23 protein-coding genes are annotated in these 19,795 nt (G+C 62.7%); 13 read left to right on the top strand and 10 right to left on the bottom strand.

The features are described from left to right. Window positions 1-128 precede the first annotated feature (128 nt). The 6 genes from AB4851_RS22410 to AB4851_RS22385 form a co-directional block, all read right to left on the bottom strand. A complete protein-coding gene (locus AB4851_RS22410) occupies window positions 129-2,627 on the bottom strand; it encodes a VapE domain-containing protein (protein WP_414451493.1) in 2,499 nt (832 codons plus the stop codon). Between the two features lie 155 nt (window positions 2,628-2,782). Beyond that, window positions 2,783-3,244, bottom strand: a complete 462-nt coding sequence (locus AB4851_RS22405) for a hypothetical protein (protein ID WP_414451492.1) — start codon at window positions 3,242-3,244, stop codon at window positions 2,783-2,785. A 23-nt stretch (window positions 3,245-3,267) separates the two neighbouring features. Beyond that, window positions 3,268-3,651, bottom strand: coding sequence for a hypothetical protein (locus AB4851_RS22400; protein WP_414451491.1), 384 nt, complete (start codon window positions 3,649-3,651; stop codon window positions 3,268-3,270). 1 nt (window position 3,652) lies between these two features. Next, window positions 3,653-4,180, bottom strand: coding sequence for a hypothetical protein (locus AB4851_RS22395; protein ID WP_414451490.1), 528 nt, complete (start codon window positions 4,178-4,180; stop codon window positions 3,653-3,655). Window positions 4,181-4,854: 674 nt separating this feature from the next. Next, the gene (locus AB4851_RS22390) at window positions 4,855-5,073 is read right to left on the bottom strand and encodes a hypothetical protein (protein ID WP_414451489.1); all 219 of its coding nucleotides are present in this window, start codon (window positions 5,071-5,073) and stop codon (window positions 4,855-4,857) included. A 9-nt stretch (window positions 5,074-5,082) separates the two neighbouring features. Further along, a complete protein-coding gene (locus tag AB4851_RS22385; RefSeq protein WP_414451488.1) occupies window positions 5,083-5,319 on the bottom strand; it encodes a hypothetical protein in 237 nt (78 codons plus the stop codon). A gap of 83 nt (window positions 5,320-5,402) precedes the next feature. On the opposite strand from AB4851_RS22385, the gene AB4851_RS22380 reads away from it, so the two are divergent. From AB4851_RS22380 to AB4851_RS22335, 10 genes are all read left to right on the top strand, one after another. Beyond that, window positions 5,403-5,954, top strand: a complete 552-nt coding sequence (locus AB4851_RS22380) for a helix-turn-helix domain-containing protein (protein ID WP_414451487.1) — start codon at window positions 5,403-5,405, stop codon at window positions 5,952-5,954. 320 nt (window positions 5,955-6,274) lie between these two features. Continuing rightward, window positions 6,275-6,490, top strand: coding sequence for a hypothetical protein (locus tag AB4851_RS22375; RefSeq protein ID WP_414451486.1), 216 nt, complete (start codon window positions 6,275-6,277; stop codon window positions 6,488-6,490). 38 nt (window positions 6,491-6,528) lie between these two features. After that, a complete protein-coding gene (locus AB4851_RS22370; protein ID WP_414451485.1) occupies window positions 6,529-6,873 on the top strand; it encodes a beta-hexosaminidase in 345 nt (114 codons plus the stop codon). Beyond that, window positions 6,870-7,358 (top strand): ACP synthase, encoded by a 489-nt coding sequence (locus AB4851_RS22365; RefSeq protein ID WP_414451484.1) that lies wholly within the window; start codon window positions 6,870-6,872, stop codon window positions 7,356-7,358. Before AB4851_RS22370 ends, AB4851_RS22365 begins: the two co-directional genes overlap by 4 nt. Beyond that, window positions 7,343-7,564 carry a hypothetical protein gene (locus AB4851_RS22360; protein WP_414451483.1) on the top strand — a complete coding sequence of 74 codons (222 nt, stop codon included), beginning with the start codon at window positions 7,343-7,345 and terminating at the stop codon, window positions 7,562-7,564. Before AB4851_RS22365 ends, AB4851_RS22360 begins: the two co-directional genes overlap by 16 nt. Continuing rightward, a complete protein-coding gene (locus tag AB4851_RS22355; protein ID WP_414451482.1) occupies window positions 7,557-8,876 on the top strand; it encodes a ParB/RepB/Spo0J family partition protein in 1,320 nt (439 codons plus the stop codon). The genes AB4851_RS22360 and AB4851_RS22355 overlap by 8 nt, the downstream gene beginning before the upstream one ends. A gap of 173 nt (window positions 8,877-9,049) precedes the next feature. Next, window positions 9,050-9,304: a hypothetical protein gene (locus AB4851_RS22350; protein WP_414451481.1), complete on the top strand. Its 255-nt coding sequence runs from the start codon at window positions 9,050-9,052 to the stop codon at window positions 9,302-9,304. Further along, window positions 9,301-9,549 (top strand): helix-turn-helix transcriptional regulator, encoded by a 249-nt coding sequence (locus tag AB4851_RS22345; protein WP_414451480.1) that lies wholly within the window; start codon window positions 9,301-9,303, stop codon window positions 9,547-9,549. The genes AB4851_RS22350 and AB4851_RS22345 overlap by 4 nt, the downstream gene beginning before the upstream one ends. Beyond that, on the top strand, window positions 9,465-9,677 hold the full coding sequence (locus AB4851_RS22340; protein WP_414451479.1) for an IS3 family transposase: 213 nt from the start codon (window positions 9,465-9,467) through the stop codon (window positions 9,675-9,677). Before AB4851_RS22345 ends, AB4851_RS22340 begins: the two co-directional genes overlap by 85 nt. Window positions 9,678-9,844: 167 nt before the next feature. Further along, the gene (locus tag AB4851_RS22335) at window positions 9,845-10,927 is read left to right on the top strand and encodes a type VI immunity family protein (RefSeq protein ID WP_414451478.1); all 1,083 of its coding nucleotides are present in this window, start codon (window positions 9,845-9,847) and stop codon (window positions 10,925-10,927) included. A gap of 123 nt (window positions 10,928-11,050) precedes the next feature. Here the strand turns inward: AB4851_RS22335 and AB4851_RS22330 are convergent, their stop codons facing one another. Beyond that, complete coding sequence (locus AB4851_RS22330) at window positions 11,051-12,352, bottom strand: tyrosine-type recombinase/integrase (RefSeq protein WP_414451915.1); 1,302 nt, start codon at window positions 12,350-12,352, stop codon at window positions 11,051-11,053. 159 nt (window positions 12,353-12,511) lie between these two features. On the opposite strand from AB4851_RS22330, the gene mutS reads away from it, so the two are divergent. Further along, entirely contained in the window at window positions 12,512-15,217 is a 2,706-nt protein-coding gene (gene mutS / locus AB4851_RS22325; RefSeq protein ID WP_414451477.1) for a DNA mismatch repair protein MutS, read from the top strand. Beyond that, window positions 15,201-16,517: a hypothetical protein gene (locus AB4851_RS22320; RefSeq protein ID WP_414451476.1), complete on the top strand. Its 1,317-nt coding sequence runs from the start codon at window positions 15,201-15,203 to the stop codon at window positions 16,515-16,517. The genes mutS and AB4851_RS22320 overlap by 17 nt, the downstream gene beginning before the upstream one ends. Before the next feature lie 84 nt (window positions 16,518-16,601). Here the strand turns inward: AB4851_RS22320 and AB4851_RS22315 are convergent, their stop codons facing one another. Continuing rightward, window positions 16,602-17,147, bottom strand: coding sequence for an FKBP-type peptidyl-prolyl cis-trans isomerase (locus AB4851_RS22315; protein ID WP_414442486.1), 546 nt, complete (start codon window positions 17,145-17,147; stop codon window positions 16,602-16,604). Between the two features lie 33 nt (window positions 17,148-17,180). Between AB4851_RS22315 and AB4851_RS22310 the strand changes: the two genes are divergently transcribed. After that, the gene (locus tag AB4851_RS22310) at window positions 17,181-18,383 is read left to right on the top strand and encodes a JmjC domain-containing protein (protein WP_414451475.1); all 1,203 of its coding nucleotides are present in this window, start codon (window positions 17,181-17,183) and stop codon (window positions 18,381-18,383) included. Window positions 18,384-18,724: 341 nt separating this feature from the next. Here AB4851_RS22310 and AB4851_RS22305 read toward each other — a convergent pair whose 3' ends face one another. Further along, entirely contained in the window at window positions 18,725-18,859 is a 135-nt protein-coding gene (locus AB4851_RS22305) for a hypothetical protein (protein ID WP_414442487.1), read from the bottom strand. A 155-nt stretch (window positions 18,860-19,014) separates the two neighbouring features. Next, complete coding sequence (locus tag AB4851_RS22300; protein ID WP_414442488.1) at window positions 19,015-19,791, bottom strand: MBL fold metallo-hydrolase; 777 nt, start codon at window positions 19,789-19,791, stop codon at window positions 19,015-19,017. Window positions 19,792-19,795 lie beyond the last annotated feature (4 nt).

Raw genomic sequence — 19,795 nt, 5'->3', positions numbered from 1 at the left:
CGCGCATGTCGCCCGCCTGCCCCCGCACCCGAGGCAATGCCTTGGGACGTTGGGACATTGGGACGGACACGGCGCGCCATCGCTGGCGCAATAGCGCGCCGTCGATACCGGTGCAGCGCGCCACGTCATCAAAGCGGGCTGTCGTCGTCGCCTGCACTCACGGGTTCCGGCACGCGATCCAGCTCGTGTTCGTCGCGCATGTAGAACCAATGACGCACGCCCACTGACTCACGCTTGCGGATCCAACCAAGCGACTTCAAAGCCTTGCCGATGCGGCGCTGCTCGGGCTGCGTCCATTTCGACGAATCGAGCTTCAACACGTCGCGCAAGATCTCCTCCATCGTCGTGCGGGTCGCGTACTCAAGCTGCCTGCCGATCACGTCCTCGTACACATCGCCCTCGTACCGTTCCGCCTGCTCAACCTCGAACAGAGGGCGCTCTGCCTCGGTGACGTGCCACACCACGCCTTCGCGGTAGAGGTGCACGGCCTCGGCCCATAGCTGATCGCGCGCACGCTCGATGCCATCGATATCGACCAGGCCGCCACAACGCAGCGGCCAGTAGCGCCGGTTTCCCGATTCATCCTTGAGGTAGGCGTCGAAGTTGACCGAGCCGGCGAACACGCACTGCCGATGAACGTCAGTGGCACGCTTGCCGTAGAAGTTGCGAAACCGGTCGGACTCCGTCGCGAAGAAGCTCTTCGCGGCCGACGAGTCGGTCTTGTTGAGCGAATCCAGCTCGGCCAACTCGATGATCCACTTGCCGGCCATGACCGCGTATGTGTCCTTGTTGCCGATCTGGATCGGCGTGTCGGTGAACCACGGCTTGCCAGCGAGGACCTTCAGCGCAGTCGATTTACGCCAGCCCTGCCGGCCTTCGAGGATCAACACGTTGTCGACCTTGCAGCCGGGCTTCATGACACGCGCCACGGCCGCGATCATCCATTTCATGAACGCGAGCTGCGCGTACTCGGTATCGTCGACACGCAAGTACTTCGATGGCATCGATCGCACACGCTCGACGCCATCCCATTCGAGGCCATCCAGGTATTCGCGGACATCGTGAAAATGCGCTGCATCCGCAACCAGCAGAACCGCGTTCATGACGATGTCGGCCCGCACAGAAAGCGCGTACTTGTTCGACAACCATAGCGTGCAGCGTTGGTCATCCATGTCGGTCCACTCGCCTGTTTCGCCCTGCGGGAACGGCGGTGACTTGAGCTTGACGACACGCCCCGCGAAATCATCCTGGGCAATCACGCCCTGCCAATCCTTGTGGTTCGACAGAATCAGATGGACGTTCCCGAGCGTCGGCAGCAGCGTGCCCTTCTCCGTGCGCACGAGGTCACGCTCCCACGTGTGCGCACCGTTTTCGATGTCCTGACCGCGCCACTCCGTTTCGTCGGCGCCAGCGGATGTCGCGGCTGTTTTGAGTTGCGGAGCGGCGGCCACCTCGACCGTGGTCGGCCTCACTTCGTCGTAAGCTGGCGCGAGAACGGCCAGGATTGCCGACTGGATCTGTCGCGACACAACCTCGATCCCTTCCTCGACATGTAGATCGTTGAAGTCCGTCAGCTTGCGCTGCCCGCGATTCGCAAACGTGGGACACACCACGCTCACCCCATCGACCACCGCTGCCGCTTCACACGCCCGTTTCAATCCTGCGTTCTCGAACCGCCTGCGGCGCTGCGGCATCACGTCGTTGCCATACGTCGCCTCGATATACTCGACGCCGTTCGCGTCGACGAGCTTGCGCACCGCGACCGCGTACCAAGTATTCTTCGCCTCGATCCGCACGGGCGAAGCGTCGTAAGTCAGCTCGCCCTTGAAGGCGAACTCCTCGACAAGCCAGTCACGCATGCGCTGTTCGATCGGCCAGTCGTCGTCGGCACACACCATGATGTGCACGCCCGGATGCGCTTCACGCAGGTGCCTCACGGCCGGCAGAATCCCTCCGGCATCGAAGCACACGGAAAGCGCAAACGCTTCGTTCGATGCCATCCGGACCGACCTGCCGGTGGCATAGCCTTCAGCGACCAGCACCATCTTGTCGTCCGGGCCGATATCACCGAGCAGATACGATGCGCCTTTCTTCTGCATCCCCTTGTTGAAGCGCTTCGCCCCGTCCGGCGTGATCTTCTGCAAACCGACCAAGCGCGGCTCGTCGCCATACACGAGCATCGGGACAAAAACTGTCCCGTCCTGGTCGAACCGGACACCTTCCGGCGTGATCCGCTTGCGGCGAAAATAGGCCGACTCGCCTTGCTCGCTCGCGCGTGCCCACTGACTGCGAGCACGATTCGCCGCGAGCTTCGCCTGTCGGGCTTCACTCTCCGCTTGCTCGCGTTCGACCTGCTCCTGACGACGACGTGTTTCCGCCAGCACCTCGTCGCTCAACGGTGCGCCATCCCATCGAAAACGCTCGGTGCCCGGATCGTCGCCCGAGAAATGGCCGAACGTGCCCGAGTAGCCGATAACGCCCCCCCTGCTCACCACCTCGCGCAACTGATACCAGTATTTCTTGCGAGGCCCATAACGATGATGTTTTCCGTCCGCGATCGGATGGCCAGCCGGCAACGGATGGTCGGCTGCCGCGAGTTGCGCACGGATCTGGTCTAACGACGACATTCGGCAAGCCTCCTTTCCAGCTCACATTGGTGAAGAGTCGAACGCCAGGCCTTGCGGCCGGCGCTGTAAACATCGACTCCGATCGTCTTGCGTAGCGGAATCGAATGCCGGCGGCGCAAGCCGCTGCTGACGCTTTGCAAAGTCACTTTGATCTCCTAGCACCGAGCCATACCGCAGCTACGCCGCAATGCTTCACGCCCTTTGAACTTAATGTCGAGCATGAGTGCCGCCACGCCTGCCACGATTTCCTCCGGTTCGTGGCTCTTAACAAATTCCGTGATTTCGGCTCGGCTTTCGCGAATGCTCGTCACACCGTGGAAGCATCTGTTGCCGATTTCGACCAGGGATAAATTAGTCGGTACTGTTACGCAACGCTCGTTGCTTTTAGTTGGCACTTCGGGAAGGCAACGGCAGCACTCCATTTTCAGTGCGTCCCGCCCCCATCCACCGATACGCAAGAACAGCTCCACCAACACACCAATCGCAACCTCGTGGTCGACGGACTCGAAAATTCGCCCGACCTTGACGGCCTCGGAGTCACCACCCCAGCTTTTCCAATAGCATTCGGCGTGGCGAATCACACGGTGTGCCAACTCCCTTTTAGGATCGTTCATCATGTCCTTGAATATTGAGAATCCGGTTACTTGCCGCGCAGGCGATGCCATTCGGCAGACATGCGTTTATCGAATGCGGCAAGATCGGCCTCACAAAGCTGGCCGACGATCTGATCGCGAAACACATGGCGTTCCGCTTTGGTGGGAAGCGCCGCACACGCATTGGCGGCGGCCTGGTTAAATATGTCGAAGCGATCGACGCGCTGCGCTTCCGCGAGAAAGACAGCGATCCGATCTGGAAAGGTCGAAATCAGATAGGCGATAAGGCGAGCAGCTTGATCAGGCGAGGAATCGAGTCGCTGCGCGAGCGCCGTCGTTGCGCATGTAAGTTGTTGCGCACGCCCGCAGCACAACGCGACCTGCTCTCGCTCGACACGGCAACATCCCATGCCAGGCTTGAATCGCTCCATGTCAGCGGCGACGACGCTTGGCAAGATTGCGAGCCGCTCGGATCAGCCGTTGAAACAGTTGCTGCCCCCTGCGCCCAGTCGCGATGATCTCCTCCGCCTTTCGATCGTCGATCTGTCGGCCGTCGAGCGCACTGGTTACGTCGTCGGCAACCCGGCCGAGCTGCGCCTGCAAGCGCAACGTCGTCGAGACAAGGTGCATCGCCCCAGGTTCGGCCATGTCGTCCGAGGTTTGGTCGTCGATTTGCTCGGCGACCAGGCCGAAGCGAGCGTTCAACGCGTGCAGCGCATCGAGCGCGTGTGAACCGGCCTCGGCTTTCTCCTGCATCCATTCGATCAGCAGCTCGAACATCTCCATCGACAATCGGCTGTCACCAACGCCGCGCAGGCGAAGGCGAAGGGACTCGGGCGTGACGTTTTTGCCGCGTCGAGCGGTCAGATGATGGGCGGCATCGGCAACGCCGCCGGGCGTGTTGCGAACGGACGTGTAAAGCACGTCCAACCATTCGGTAGTGTCGTATCGGCAGGTCATAGCGACGCGCCCCTGAAGTCTGGCGCGCTAGCCGATGCAATATGGCGATGTCGTCCGAACTCCCGCCAGCTTTCTCGGCGGAAGCGTTTTAAACCGTGTAACCCAATAGGAAAAATGCAAATGGGACTGCTTGAAGACATCATGAAAACTCTCGAACGCGTTCCGGGCTGGAAGCGAATTTCGGCAGCACCAACCGAAATCGATGCGCTTAAAGCACGCGTTGCTGCGCTTGAAGCGAAGCTCTCGCCTGGCGGACAGATCTGCCCAATATGCAAGGAAGCGACATTGGCAGTCATATCGTCGGCTCCTGATCCTCAGTTCGGCTTTGCTGGGGTGAAGCTTGATTCACTCCGTTGTTCTGCATGTGGACATACCGAGTCGCGACAACGGGACCCACGCTAGCCGCTGCTCTTCCGAGTACTTCGGCCAATGCCGAGATACCTTCGGAAGTGGCGTCCGCGCTGTCGTCCAAACCGACAAGCACGCGGACGCCACCACTGTCGTGACCAGACTCGTCCAGTGTCGTCACAAGCACCGTTCCTCGAATCAACTTCATATTTCCTCCTGCTGGGTTAGCGCTGCCCCGCAGCACATGTGGTGAGCGTGCTGAGAGCCGTCGGCATGGCGACACAAATCGGGGCATTGAGCTGCGGTCGCTTTCATCCTGTCGCGCGTCAGTGCACGTCGATAGGATTTGCGGCGGGTGAGGTGACCAGAAATAGATCGGGGCGCTCGACCTTCACGGCAGCGGGAATGCCGCGTGAAAGCCAATTGCTCACGCGCTGCGTGCCATCCAGTAGTTTTTCGTAACCAAAGAACCGCGCCCCGTGCTGAACCGCCAAGGTGGCCAATGCTGTCGCTGGACGTGACCGCGACATACGATGTGCTGCCATGGCGGGCGCTCATTGGCTATCCGATGACCCTGAAGCGTGATCGCTTGTCACCGCTTCACGCTCCCGCAGGCAGTCGTGAAGCGCCTGCAAGGTTGAGATGCGCGGATCGGCAACAAAGCGTCCCGCAATCTTCGTAAGCGTTTGATAGGGGACACCGCTCCGCCTGGAGATTTCGGGCCAGTCGCCCTTGGCAGCGTCAAGCCGGCGAAGTACAAACGACAAAATGGGCTCGAATTCGGTCTGCATGGACTTCCCCGAGAGATGGACGGGGCGAGTTTATCCATTTATGGATTTTCAATCAAGGCCTCGAAGCGCTAAATAACCCTCTAATGGATATCCATGCTTGGCAAGATACCAATATGAAAACGCCGCCAACCAAGTCAGATCTCCGCACCACCTTGGCCCGCAAGCTTCGTTGGTACATGGACCGTTATGAGCATGTCGATCGCCAGGAGAAGGTCGCAAAACGCGCAGGGATCTCCCAAAGCTCGGTAAATCGCGTCTTGGCCGCAAAGATTGACACGCAGATGCGAATCGTCGAATCACTCGCGTACGCCATTGGTGTGTCGCCAATGGAACTACTCACCGACGAAGAAAACGACGCAGCCGTAATTCACTACGACCGCGTACGCTTTGCTCGCCTACCCGACGCAGACAAGAGAGCAATCGAGCGCTACATTGAATTCGTACTGAGCCAAGCTGACGTTGCCACTCTCGATGACGACGGCTCAAAAACAATCGAAGAGACCATCCCTGCCACTGCCGCGTCCAAACGACGCGCCCAAACCGCCTCCCAACGCCCGCTACCCAATGAGTCGATGAGCGATGGGGAAGAGCAGAACCGTAGCAAACGCAGCAGAGGAGCCAAAACAGGCGCCTAACAACGTCTGCTTTGGCCAGCAACACGTAGCGTTTGAACCTCCCAGAACGCCCTAGTCGATCACCAAGAGGATGTTCGGCCACGGGCGCAGATCCCCATACTGCCGACGATGCGCCGGCATCCACACATCAACCAGCGAAGCGAATCGGGGAAATCCGATCAAGCAACTCGGCCGTCACAACCCATCACAACGGTGACGCTCCCCGTAACCTCTGGGGGATTTGTCGCAGAAAATTATCCATTTAAGGATTGACAGTCATTTTTCCTTTAATGGATACTCCGGCTATCGCGTCTCATCGACGCCCTCCCTGGAGAATCTCAGTGAAATCGACTGATCTGCATGCGCAAGCCCGTCAGGCCTGGCTCCGCGACGAACAAACACCCCGCGTTACCTCGTCCGAGCCGGCACGCCAAAGCAACTTTGAGAAGTCGGCTATCTTCCGCGCGATATTCATCCTCGCCCTGCTGTTCGCGATCGTGGACGTGCTGCAAGACGGCCCCGTCGTCGTGCCCACCCCGTATCACTTCACGATCTAACTCGCCTCGGTTCAGCCGGGGCGAGCCGCCCCGGCGTCATGGAGATCACCATGCCGCAATTCCCGACCCACGCCCTCATCGACGTTAAACGTCGAGACACTCTGTCATTGCACAGCGCCACGCGCTACGATCCCCGCGCGGATCGCCCCAGCACCCCGATCCTTGTCGGCAAGTATGTGGTCGATCGACGGCCGTTATCCGACAGCATTTACACGCTGTACTCGATCCGAGATGGCGCTGCCGTGGCACGAACGCAGATCTCGATTCCAAGCGAGGCCGATTGCGCAAGCGCGATCCATGCTCGGGTTGCTGCGATCAATGCGAAGGACGACGCAGGCAAAGTTGCCAAACGTCGCCGCCAGACGTCGAAGGTGGCGGTATGAAGCGCACACCCACGCCCTATCGGCCGCCGACCACCTATCGTGAACTGGTCCAGCAAGCCCATGATGGTCTCGCCGCCAAGCTCGCACAATTGAAGCGGGCCGAGAAACATATCCGCGCGATCGAGCCGGATCTGCGCGCACTGCACGAACAGAACGGGCTCTTCTTCGCTGCCGAACGCGGCTCGTTCATGCTTCGCGATCGCCGTCTGACATACGCGTCACGCGCCATGTATGTGCTGAGTCTCGATAGCGGCGCGATTTCCCGCGCCTACAGCGATCGCTTCGTGCACGCGTTCCTCGATCTCGGGTGGACCTTCGAACGGGAAGGCCTGGGCGGCAATTACGGTACGGTCATTCTCCGCAAGCCCAAGACGCAGATCCGGGTCGAACTGGACGCATCGGTCGAACTGCGCAAACACCTCACGGAGAAGACGACCGATCGCATTGGCAATGCAAAGGAGACCAAGACATGTTCGGCCTCCTGATCGCCTTAACGAGCTGCGCCGCTGCCGCGCTACTTGCCTCGACCGGCAGTTTGCTCGGCTGCGCGTTCGGCCTCGCCAACGCCCTGCTCTGGTTGCTGGCCAGCTTGTCGGCTGGCACCAGCGCCATCACCGCCGTGGCCGCGTTCTGCTGCTTCTGCTTCGCGTTGCCGCTCATCCGTTCTGCGCTCCGGAGGCTCCATGTCTAAAACCACACCGCTCCCGCTGATCCCGCAAATCGTGACGGGAAACACCAAGGCCGCCGCATCGCAGGCCGGCGCAACGTCGGCGGACCTGTGGATGGTCCCCTACGAACAGCTTCACTACGATCCGGCTGACAACATCCGCGCGGTCGATCCCGAATGGGTGGCGCACCTCGCCGCGTTGATGAGGGAGAACGGATACGACAAGGGTTCGCCGCTCCATTGCTACGCCCGGAAGGTCGACGGCAAGGATCTGCTTTACGTGTACAAGGGGCAGCACCGCTACCTCGCGGCTGGACACGTAATCGCAGCCGGGAAGAGTCTGGGCAAGATCCCGGTCGTCGTCCGCGACGCAAAGACCGTTAACCGCGCTGAGATGGTGATTGATGGCTATCTCAGCAACAACGGCAAACCGTCGTCACCGCTCGACCTGGCCGCTGCCGTTGCGGAGCTGCGCGACACTCATGGCATGACGCTTGCTGCTATCTGCAAGCGTCTGAATGTCACTGATCAAACGATCCGCGACGTCGCGCTGCTGGAACAGGCACCGGCGCCACTGCACGATTTGGTGCGCAGTGGCGCGATCGCCGGCACGCTCGCAATCCAGGAGATACGCGAACACGGCGGCGAGAAGGCGCTCGATCGAATTGAGATCGGACTCTCCAAGGCGAAAGAAGCCGGCAAGAGCAAGGTCACGAAGAAGCACCTTGCCCACGCGCCTTTTCCCGGCCTCGAGCCTGAGGCACCGCCGGCCGCAAAGAAAATCGATGCCGGGCGCGCAAAGCAACTTTTGCAGGCGCTGCAGGCAGTTCTGCACGACCCGACGTTCGGGCAACTGTCCCCCGGAACGGTTCACGGTGTCCACGCCGCGCTGGCCGGCCTTGAGGGCATGCTTGATCTCCCCGCGAAAGCAAAGAAACACCCGATCCATGCCCCGAACAAACACGGCGTGTTCGATCAGTGCGAGACGATCAGTTCGCCGCGCATCAAGACCACGGGCCAACCACCGGCCGAAATTCATCTTGCTCACGTGGACGATCAGACCTGGATTCATTCGTTCTCGCTGGATCTCGGCTCCAGCGCCATGACCGGCCTGCCTTCCATGCGATGCTTCACCACCATGTTCCCCACACGCGGCCAAGCAATCCGGGCCGCCGTGGCCGATATCACGCGCGCTCTGGAATCGTCTGCCTCGATGTCGAAGGCGAAAGGCGCAGACGTCGTGCGCCGATGGCTCGACAAGCTGTACTTGATGCCCGATCCCGACTGGACCCCGGAACTGGCGGCCAAGCACACCGCTGCCAAGGAGGCCTCGTGATGCCTCGCCCGGCCGCTTCTACCCAACAACCGCTGCCGCGAATGCGGGAACACGGAAAATCTCACGCGGCAATCGCACGGCCTAAAAGCGGGCATTCGCCCGCAACAGCTATCCAGAAAGATGGTGCGCCGCTTGCGCGGCGAAAACCAATCCAGACGGACGAGAACCAAAGCATGCTCGCTCGACTCGACGCCCTTCGCATCGAGATCCGCGCGCTGATCACCGAGATATCCCGCGCGGCTGACGTCGAGCTGCTGGATCTGATGGCACGCGAGATCGGCTCGTTTGCTTGCTACAACGCAGCGCAAGAACGGCGCACCTGGCTAGCCGCCGCGAGCATCACATTGGAAACCGGTTTGATGCAAATCGGCCGAGCGTTGACCGACTCGACCGATGAAGCAACCCAAGACCAGGAAACATCCGCATGAGCGTAGCAATGAAACCGATCTACCTCAGCCTCGAATCGGTCTCCGCTGCAATCTCCTTGTCGCCGGCCGTCATTCACAAGCTCGTCCGGCACAACGAATTCCCGAAACCGCGCGCGCTGTCTGGCCGGCGTGTTGGTTGGCTCACACGGGAAATAGAGGAGTGGGCGGAGGCAAGGACGCCATCCGAATTTCTACCTCCGCCCAATTGCGGAACTGGTCGCAGGAAAGATACTTCGGCAGCTTGAATAACGAACAGATTCGCGCCACGCGCTGCCGGACGCATCCGAGCGCAAAGGCCGATCTGTTCAAATACATCGAAGCGTTTTACAACCGCAATCGTCGTCATTCGTCGCTCGGCCTCGTTTATCCATAGCGGTTCCTTGGGAACTGGATCAAGGCTCGGAATACCAGAAATACGGCGACATAAATCGAGATTTATGGAATACGGAAACCGGAGTAAAGCTCAGGAGCGCCCGCGTTCCAACCTGGCTCGTTCGCCCCATAATCCCATTTTCGCCAACCGGCCTGCGGCACGAGAGCATGGACAAAAACTTCATCGAGTGGGCGAAAGCCAACCAGGACAAAGCGCTGATTCAGAATGGGCTGCTGGAGCCTCGCTACGCCCATGACGGCATCGGCGCGGCGATCGTCGTTCGCGGCTCGCTCTACTTCGAGCGAGCGTTCGATCCGGACGTCCGCAAGGCCATCGTCGAGTGCTTCGAAGACTATCAAGCAATGCCGGGCTGCAAGCTCACGTTCCTGTGGAACAACGGCAAGGCAGCGCAGGCTTTCGACAAAGCCAAGCCTTTCCGGTCGATCGCCGCCAGCCTTGGCCCGGACGACCGTTTCGACTTTTGCTATGTGGGCGGCGAAGCCGCGACCGACGCGAGCCTTTTCCGGTTCGACGTCACGGGCCTGCGCCAATGGCAAGAAGCGAAGGGAACCCGAGGCCTCAACGCTCTCGCCTTCTCCTTTCCCCTCTCCGCCGTCCAGGAAAATCCCGACGCTTTCGCCAAGCTGTTCTTCGACTCGGCCCGCCGAATCAACGCGGTGCATGGTCAGGCAGGCTGCGCGGTCAACCTGTCCCCGACCAACCCCGAGGAAAACGAAGCAACCGAGCACTGGATCTCGCAAATCATGCCTGGTCTCGACGTCGGCAAGCCGGATTCGGTTTCCGTACGAGGCTTGAAAGAGCGGATCAAATCCGTCAACTGGCTGACCGCCATCAGCAAGCCGATGCTTGCCGCCGTTGGCGGCGTCGCCACACTGCGCTCCGAGCTGCCCCCAAGTTGGTTTTCGATGGGCGACTACGGAGCGGGGGTGGTCATCCGCGCCGGCGTCCAACCGGAATCGGGCGTCTCTGACAACGAAGACAAGCCTCCGGTGCCACCGCCCGCCTACGTCGTGCTCGACCACGCGCTGCGCGCGGTCAGGGCAAACGAAATGGACATCCTGCAACGCGGGACTGTCAACGCGGGCGCACTGGTGTACAACACGCAAGCGTCGACGTCCGCCTGGCTCCGGCGCTACGAGACAGACGACAAGGGGCTGCTCGCGGCCAAGGCGGCCCTACTGGACACGCCTCAACTCTCGCAAGAAAACGCGCTTCCCGACCCTCTGTAACTACCAACCTGCTGGCCATCGAGATTGAAGCGCTCCGAAGAAATCCCGCAGGCCAGCATCGCCTGCTCGATTTGGATAGCCCTGGAGCGCGAGCTGGCAATCATCGGCCTCTGATTCACACGTTCAAGCAGCCGCAGCACCGCCCCTCGCCGAGCTTGTGCTTGCGACACTCAGCGTCTCAAGCTTCGCATCCAACTTGGCCAGCCACTGCCGGCGCTCGGCATCGTAGTCATGGCGGTTGTAGATGCCGCCGACGCCAGGCAGCATGTGCCCGATGATCGCCTCCCCCACTTCGTAAGGGCATCCGACCGCCGCCAACAAGGTGCGAGTCGTCCGCCTCAGATCATGCGGAGCCCAATGGGTGATCGTGAGGCGCGGACGCTGCTGCTCTGGCCTCGTCTCGCTGTAGGGCATGTGAAAATGCACGGCCTGCCCGAACACTTTCTGCTGCATCGGCCCGCCCCGCTCTGCCGGAAACAGCCAACCAGGACCATAACGCTCCAGCCGACGACGCACGATCGCCTCAGCTCGTCCCACTAGCGGCACCCGCAAATCCGTAGCGTTTTCGTGGCGGGCGTTTTTCGTCTTGACCTTCGGTATCGTCCACCAAAGTCCGTCCGGTTCTTCCGCGATCTCCCGCCCTTCCATCGCGCCAATTTCAGCGCCGCGCGTGCCCGTCCAGAGATAGAACGTCAACGCGTCTTCCACGTTGCGGCTGAAGTTCGGCAACCAGTTAATCAAAGCACCGGTTTCCGCATCGCTGAGGAAGCGCTTTACGGTTCCGGTCGGCTGGCCCTGGATGCGTTTGCCATTGCTGCGCAGACGGCCGCGCATCACCTGGCGCCACCAGTTAAGCGCCGTCTCCGGCAAACGGCCGGCATCGAGCGCGTAATCCCACGCGGCCCCCAGCTCAAGCCGCAGCTTGGATGCCTGAACGGGAATGTGACGAAATGAATCAATCTTGTTGAATGCGCGCTCGCGTGTCAGCTCGGCCGCCGGCAACTCCGCGATATCGCCAATCATCGTCTTGAAGATTCGGGCAACTTCAGCCGCGCCTTTCGATTTTCGGTTCCGTTCGACATGCCCTTCCAGGTACGCGAGGCACACTTCGCGCACTGTCGGCGAATGCCCTTGCTGTACCATAACGGCGACTGAGCCGCGCGCTTGTCGCTTGGCAAGTGCTGGGTCGTTGCCAGCGTTGCGCTGATCCCTCAAGCGCTCCCATTCAACGGCCGCAGCCGCTATCGACAACGCAGGCCATTCGCCGATTTTGATCTGTCGCATGCGACCGTCGACCGGCGATTTGTATCGGTAAGTCCAGCTCCGACGCGATGCCGTTGCCTCAAGTCTCAAGCCTGGATAACCGTCGATATTCAAATGTGCACCGGGCAAAAGTTGCTTTGCCGTGCGCGCGTCAAACCGCATGCCAACCTCAGCGTAGGTTTCCGCCATACGCACTTAGCCATTAGCGTAGGCGTAGATTTCAAGGTAGGCGCAAAGCTACGCTGACGACGGAAATTTAGCAAGATGTCATGACGTGGGGAAATTCGAGATGAAATACCCCAAAACAGACGGACAGCTTTGATGGATAAGGAAGTGCAGGAAATTACGGAAACGAAACAGCAGCTTACGGAAGCCCAGTTATCTGGTCACACGCCCATGATGCAGCAGTACCTCCGCATCAAAAGCGAACACCCGGATACGCTCGTCTTCTACCGGATGGGCGATTTCTACGAGTTGTTCTACGACGACGCCGAGAAAGCCGCGCGCCTGCTCGACCTGACGCTGACGCAACGCGGCGCGTCGGCCGGCACGCCGATCCGAATGGCCGGCGTGCCGCATCACGCGCTCGAACAATATCTCGCGAAGCTCGTGAAATTCGGCGAATCGGTGGCGATCTGCGAACAGATCGGCGACCCGGCCACGTCGAAGGGGCCGGTCGAGCGCAAGGTGGTGCGCGTGGTCACGCCCGGCACGCTGACCGACGCGGCACTGCTGTCCGACAAGGCCGACGTGTTCCTGCTCGCGCTGAGCCTCGGCCACAACAAGCGAGGCGTGGTCACCAACGTCGGCCTCGCGTGGCTCAACCTGGCCAGCGGCGCGCTGCGCCTCGCGGAAATCGCGCCCGGCGAACTCGGCACCGCGCTCGAACGCATCCGCCCGGCCGAAATCCTCGCCGCCGATGCCGCCATCGAAGCCGTGCCGCCCGGCGCCGGCGCGGTCACGCGCGTGCCGGCCTGGCACTTCGACATCGCCTCGGGCACGCAGCGCCTGTGCAGCCAGCTCGACGTGGCGAGCCTCGAAGGCTTCGGCGCGCATTCGATGACGAGCGCCTGCGGCTCGGCCGGCGCGCTGCTGCTCTACGCGGCGTCCACGCAAGGCCAGCAATTGCGCCACGTGCGCAGCCTCAAGGTCGAGACGGAATCCGAATACATCGGGCTCGACCCGGCCACGCGCCGCAATCTCGAACTGACCGAAACGCTGCGCGGCACCGAATCGCCCACGCTCTACTCGCTGCTCGACACCTGCTGCACGACGATGGGCAGCCGCCTGCTGCGCCACTGGCTGCATCACCCGCCGCGCGCCTCGGTGGCGGCGCAGGGCCGCCAGCAGGCGATCGGCGTGCTGCTCGAAGCCGTGGGCGACGCGAACCTCGAAACGCTGCGCGGCGCGCTGCGCCGGATCGCCGACGTCGAGCGCATCACCGGCCGCCTCGCGCTGCTGTCGGCGCGCCCGCGCGATCTGTCGAGCCTGCGCGACACGTTCGCCTCGCTGCCCGAGCTGCGCGCGCGCCTCACGCCGATCGCGCAACAGGCGGAGGCGCTGGCGCGCCTCGAAGCCGCGCTCGAACCGCCGGCCGGCTGCGCCGACCTGCTGACGCGCGCGATCGCCCCGGAGCCGTCGGCGATGGTGCGCGACGGCGGCGTGATCGCGCGCGGCTACGACGCCGATCTCGACGAGCTGCGCGACATCTCGGAAAACTGCGGCCAGTTCCTGATCGATCTCGAAGCGCGCGAGCGCACCCGCACCGGCATCGCGAACCTGCGCGTCGAGTTCAACAAGGTGCACGGCTTCTATATCGAAGTCACGCGCGGCCAGACCGACAAGGTGCCCGACGACTACCGCCGCCGCCAGACACTGAAGAATGCCGAGCGCTACATCACGCCGGAACTGAAAACCTTCGAAGACAAGGCGCTGTCGGCGCAGGAGCGCGCGCTGGCTCGCGAGCGCTCCCTCTACGACGCGCTGCTGCAGGCGCTGCTGCCGCATATCGAGGCGTGCCAGCGGGTGGCCGCCGCGCTCGCCGAGCTGGATCTGCTCGGCGCCTTCGCCGAACGCGCCCGCGCGCTCGACTGGGTCGCGCCGCGCTTTTCCGATGAAATCGGCATCGATATCGAACAGGGCCGCCACCCGGTGGTGGAAGCGCAGGTCGAGCAGTTCATCGCGAACGACTGCCGGCTCGGCAACGAGCGCAAGCTGCTGCTGATCACCGGCCCGAACATGGGCGGTAAATCGACCTTCATGCGTCAGACCGCGCTGATCGCGCTGATGGCCTATGTCGGCAGCTACGTGCCGGCGAAGTCGGCCTGCTTCGGCCCGATCAACCGGATCTTCACGCGCATCGGCGCGGCCGACGATCTGGCCGGCGGCCGCTCGACGTTCATGGTCGAGATGACCGAAGCCGCGGCGATCCTCAACGACGCCACGCCGCAAAGCCTGGTGCTGATGGACGAGATCGGCCGCGGCACCTCGACGTTCGACGGCCTCGCGCTGGCCTGGGCGATCGCGCGCCACCTGCTCTCGCACAACGGCTGCTACACGCTGTTCGCCACCCACTACTTCGAGCTGACGCAACTGCCGGCCGAATTCCCGCATGCGGCGAACGTCCACCTGTCGGCCGTCGAGCACGGCCACGGCATCGTGTTCCTGCATGCGGTCAACGAAGGCCCGGCGAACCAGAGCTACGGCCTGCAGGTCGCGCAACTGGCCGGCGTGCCGCCCGCCGTGATCCGCGCCGCGCGCAAGCACCTCGCGCACCTCGAACAGCAGTCGGCCGGCCAGCCCACGCCGCAACTCGACCTGTTCGCCGCACCGGCACCGCTGTACGACGACGAGTCCGATTACGACACGCCCGCCGTGCACGAAGCACCGCCGGCCGCGCCGCATCCGGCGCTCACGCGCCTGCGCGAGATCGAACCGGACAACCTCAAGCCGCGCGAGGCGCTCGATCTGCTCTACGAACTGCAAACCCTCGCCGCCCGGCAGGCGGACGATGACCTCGCGCACTGAAGCCAGGCCTGCGCACGGCCCGCGCCGCGCTCCTTGCCGGCACACGGCGGCGTGGCTGCTGCTGGCCGCCGCCGCGGCGTTCGCCAACCCGGTTGGTGCCGCGCCCGCGGCCGGCGCCGCGCATGTTGCCGAGCGCGGCTTCGCGTTCGCGGTGCTGTCCGGCATGATCAACAGCCCGGCCGACGACCCCGGCATGGCGCGCATGTTCGACGCGATTTCGCGCGATCGCGCGGTGGCGTTCGCGATCTACGACGGCAACCTCAAGGGTGCGCGCGAAGCGTGCCGCGACGGCGTGTACGACAACCGCTTCGCCATCCTCAAGGCCTCGCGCGTGCCGGTGTTCTACGTGCCGGGGCAATTCGACTGGGCGGTGTGCGCGCAAAAGGACAACGGCGGCTACGACGCGGTCGAGCGGCTCGACTATCTGCGCCAGACCTTCCTGTCGGATTCCGAATCGCTTGGCGCGACGCCGCAGCCCGTCACGCGCGAGAGCGAAGTCGCGCGCTTCCGCCCGTTCCGCGAGAACATCCGCTGGACCCAGGGCGATGCCGTCTTCGTCGCGCTGAACGCGCCGTCGCCGAACAACCGCTATCTGACAGCCGGCGGGCGCAACGGCGAGTTCGAAGATCGCGCCATCGCCAACGCATTCTGGATCGACCATGCGGCCGAATTCGCGAAGCGGCGCAATGCCCGCGCGCTGGTGATCGTGATCGAAGGCGATCCGCAGTTCGAGCGCTACGAACACGAGCGCTTTGCCTGGCTGCAACTGAGGACGCGCGCGCGCGACGGCTTTCTGGAATTCAAGCGCTCGCTCGTGAAGGCGGCCGCCACGTTTCGCGGCACGATCCTCGTGATCCATGCAGGCAGCGAGGCGCTGCGCGGCGGCTTCCGGATCGATCAGCCGTTGCACGACGAGAAAGGCGAGCGCATGGAGAACCTGACGCGCATCGCGATCGCGCCGCGCGAGCGGCTCGTGCAATGGATCAAGATCACGATGAATCCGGTCGGACGGCCGATGTTCGGGGTGAGCCTGCAAGAAGTGCCGGCCAACCTGCCGGTGCCGCCCGCGCTGCCTGCCACGCCGCACGAGGACATCCCGTTGCCCGATATGCCGGAAATCCCGGCGCTGCCGGAATTGCCCGATCCGGCCTCCACCGCGGGCGGCGTATCGCCGCAACCGGCTTCGATCGGCGCGTCGCCCGGCACCGCGGCGAGCGGCGCGGGTCAGGCCATGCCGCCGCTCTACCCATCGGCACCAACGTCCAACGTGCCGGCATCGGCGCCGGGCAGCTACCGCTGAACGCAGCCCGGAAGGCCTGAGCCACGATGCCCCGAGGGCCGGGGCCAAGCGGATGCAAAAACGCGGGCCTCGGCCCGCGTTCGATCAGTGCAGCGTGTGGCCTTTCGGCGCCTCGCCTTCTTCGTCGTCATCGTCCTCGTCGACGATTTCCAGCCCTTCCGCGCCATGCGCGTGTTCGTGCTCGATTTCGTCTTCGGTGGCCGCACGCACATCCTTCACGCTCAGCGAGAAACGCAGCGCCATGCCGGCGAGCGGGTGATTGCCGTCGAGCACCACCTTGTCTTCGGCGACATCGGTGACGGTGTAGATCAGCGAATCGACTTCCTCGTCGCCATCTTCCGGCGTGCCTTCGAATTGCATGCCGACTTCGAGCGGCTCGGGGAAGCGGTCGCGCGCCTCGATCTTCACGAGCTCGGGATCGTATTCGCCGAACGCGTCTTGCGGTTCGAGCTGGACCTCCGCCTCGTAGCCGGCTTCCTGACCGTCGAGCTGTTCCTCGATCTTGGGGAACGTGCCATCATAGCCGCCGTGCAGATAGACCATCGGCTCGTCGCTTTCTTCAATCAGGTTGTCTTGCGCATCCGACAGCTTGTAAGCAACCGATACGACGGTGTTTTTTGCGATTTTCATCCAGATCTCCCAATTTCAAGCCGCATTATACCGATGTCTCAACGGTCCGAAACCGAAGCGCACAGCCCGTCCGATGCCCCCCGCCCCGACCAGCCGACGCCGCTGCTCGGCAACCTGACACCGTCGCAATTCATGCGCCGCTACTGGCAGAAAAAGCCGCTGCTGATCCGCCAGGCGATACCCGGCATCGTGCCGCCGATCACGCGCGACGCGCTGTTCGAGCTGGCCGCCGACATGGATATCGAATCGCGGCTCATCACCCATTTTCGTAACAGATGGCAACTGGATCACGGCCCATTCGAGGCACGTGCGCTGCCCTCGGTGAACAAGCGCGAATGGACCCTGCTGCTGCAAGGCGCGGACCTGCACGACGATGCCGCGCGCGCCCTGCTCGAACGTTTCCGTTTCGTGCCCGATGCGCGCCTCGACGACCTGATGATTTCGTATGCGACGGACGGCGGCGGCGTCGGTCCGCACTTCGATTCCTACGACGTGTTTTTGCTGCAGGTGCACGGCAAGCGACGCTGGCGCATCGGCGCGCAAACCGACCTTAGCCTGCGCGAGGATCTGCCGCTCAAAGTGCTCGAGCATTTCGAGCCGACCGAGGAGTGGGTGCTGGAGCCGGGCGACATGCTTTACCTGCCGCCGCATATCGCCCACGACGGCATCGCCGAGGGCGAGTGCATGACCTGCTCGATCGGCTTCCGTGCCCCGTCCACCGGGGAATTGACGAGCCAGTTCCTGTATTACCTCGCCGAGCGCGGCGCGCTGCGTCAAGGCGCGCGCGCCGGCACGCTGTATCGCGATCCGCGGCAACCGGCCGTCGATCGTCCGGCGCAATTGCCCGCCACGATGGTGGAGAAAGTGGAAGCGGTGCTGAACGGCATTCGCTGGACGCCGCGCGAGATCGAATCGTTCCTCGGCAGCTACCTCAGCGAACCCAAATCGAACGTGGTATTCGACACCCCTGATGACCCGCTCGAAGAGGACGATTTCTCGACTGAAGCAGGCCGCCGGGGTATTCGCCTCGACAGAAAGGCGGCGTTGATGTATAACGCGCGCTCGTACTTCATTAATGGCGAAGAAAATCCGCTCGCCGGCACCGCAAAATGGCTGCCGGAATTGGCCGATCGACGCTGTTTGGGGGCGAAACGCTTTGTAACACACTCCCGCCACCCGCTCATGACAGCGTTGCTCCACGAGTGGTATTGTGCGGGCTGGATCAAACTGGGATAAGTGCTGTACGCTTGCCCCGGCATGACATCCCATATTGGATGAAACCTGTATGGGAAAGACAACGTATTGACCCCGCATTTGTCGACGGTCGATAGGAAAGTGCATATAATTTCCGCCCAAGCCGTAGGGAAGATTCACGCTCTGGCAGTGCGTCCAGCGCGTCTCCACCAGCGGCCCGAGTCGGTGTTGGAGCACATTACCGGTATTGTTTCGCGCTGTTGCTTACCTTTAACCATAAAAGGACGTGATCATGAAGAAATCCCTCCTCGTAGCTTCCCTGTTGGCCGCTGTTGCTCTTGCTGCTTGCAACAAGAGCTCGGACCAAGCTGCTTCGTCGGCTGCTAGCGACGCATCGGCAGCAGCTTCGGCTGCTTCGTCGGCTGCTGTTGCTGCTTCGGACGCAGCTTCGAGCACGGCTGCTGCTGCGAGCGACGCTGCATCGGCTGCTGCTGCTCCGGCTTCGGACGCAGGCGCATCGGCTGCTGCTCCGGCTTCGGGCGCAAGCAACTAAGCAAGACTCAGCTCACGCTGATACGAAAAACCGGCCCTGGTGGCCGGTTTTTTTATGCCCGCTCGCGATTCCATCGCGACAAGCGGGCACTCCCCCTGCGGCACATGTGTGCCCGCTCCCCTACCCCACGTCCAGCCAGCCGAAACCGTCGTCCTGCGACGCGACCGTCACGTCATCCCGCGCGCAATCGAGCACGGCCGAGAATGCGGCCTGCGCCAGCTCGGGAAGGTTGTTCTGCTGGCTCAGGTGCGCAGCCACCAGATGCCGCAAGCGCGAGCGATCCAGCGAGGCCAGGATCTCGGCCGCCGCGGCGTTGCTGAGGTGCCCGTGCGGGCCGCTGATGCGCGCCTTCAGCGAGGCCGGATAGCGGCCCTTGGCCAGCATCTCGACATCGTGGTTGGCTTCGAGCACGAGCGCGTCGCAGCCGTTCAGGGCACTGCAGAGATGCGGCGTGGACATGCCCGCATCGGTCAGCACGCCGAGCCGTGCACTGCCATTGGAAAACACGAACTGAAGCGGCTCACGCGCGTCGTGCGGAACCGTATAGGGATGGATTTCGAGATCGCCGATGGCAGCTGTGTCGTCGCCCCACATCACATGGAGATCGACGTCGGCGCTATCGGCGCCGACCGCGCGTGCGGTGCCCCAGCTCATGTACAGCGGGATGCCGAAACGCCGCGCCATGGTCAGCGCGCCGCCGATGTGATCGCTGTGCTCGTGCGTGATCAGGATCGCGTCGAGCTCCCCCGAGGCGAGCCCGACCCGCACCAGGCGGCGATCGATTTCTTTCGCTGAAAAACCGCAGTCGAGCAGGACGCGTGTGGTGGTGGTGCCCGACGATGCCTCGACAACGAGCGCGTTACCCTCGCTGCCGCTGCCGAGGCTTGTGACTCTCACGCGC

The organism is Burkholderia sp. 22PA0099 (assembly GCF_047497165.1).
Lineage (GTDB): Bacteria > Pseudomonadota > Gammaproteobacteria > Burkholderiales > Burkholderiaceae > Burkholderia.
The sequence above is the reverse complement of the archived record's forward strand: the minus strand, read 5'-3'. Positions and strand labels throughout refer to the sequence as shown.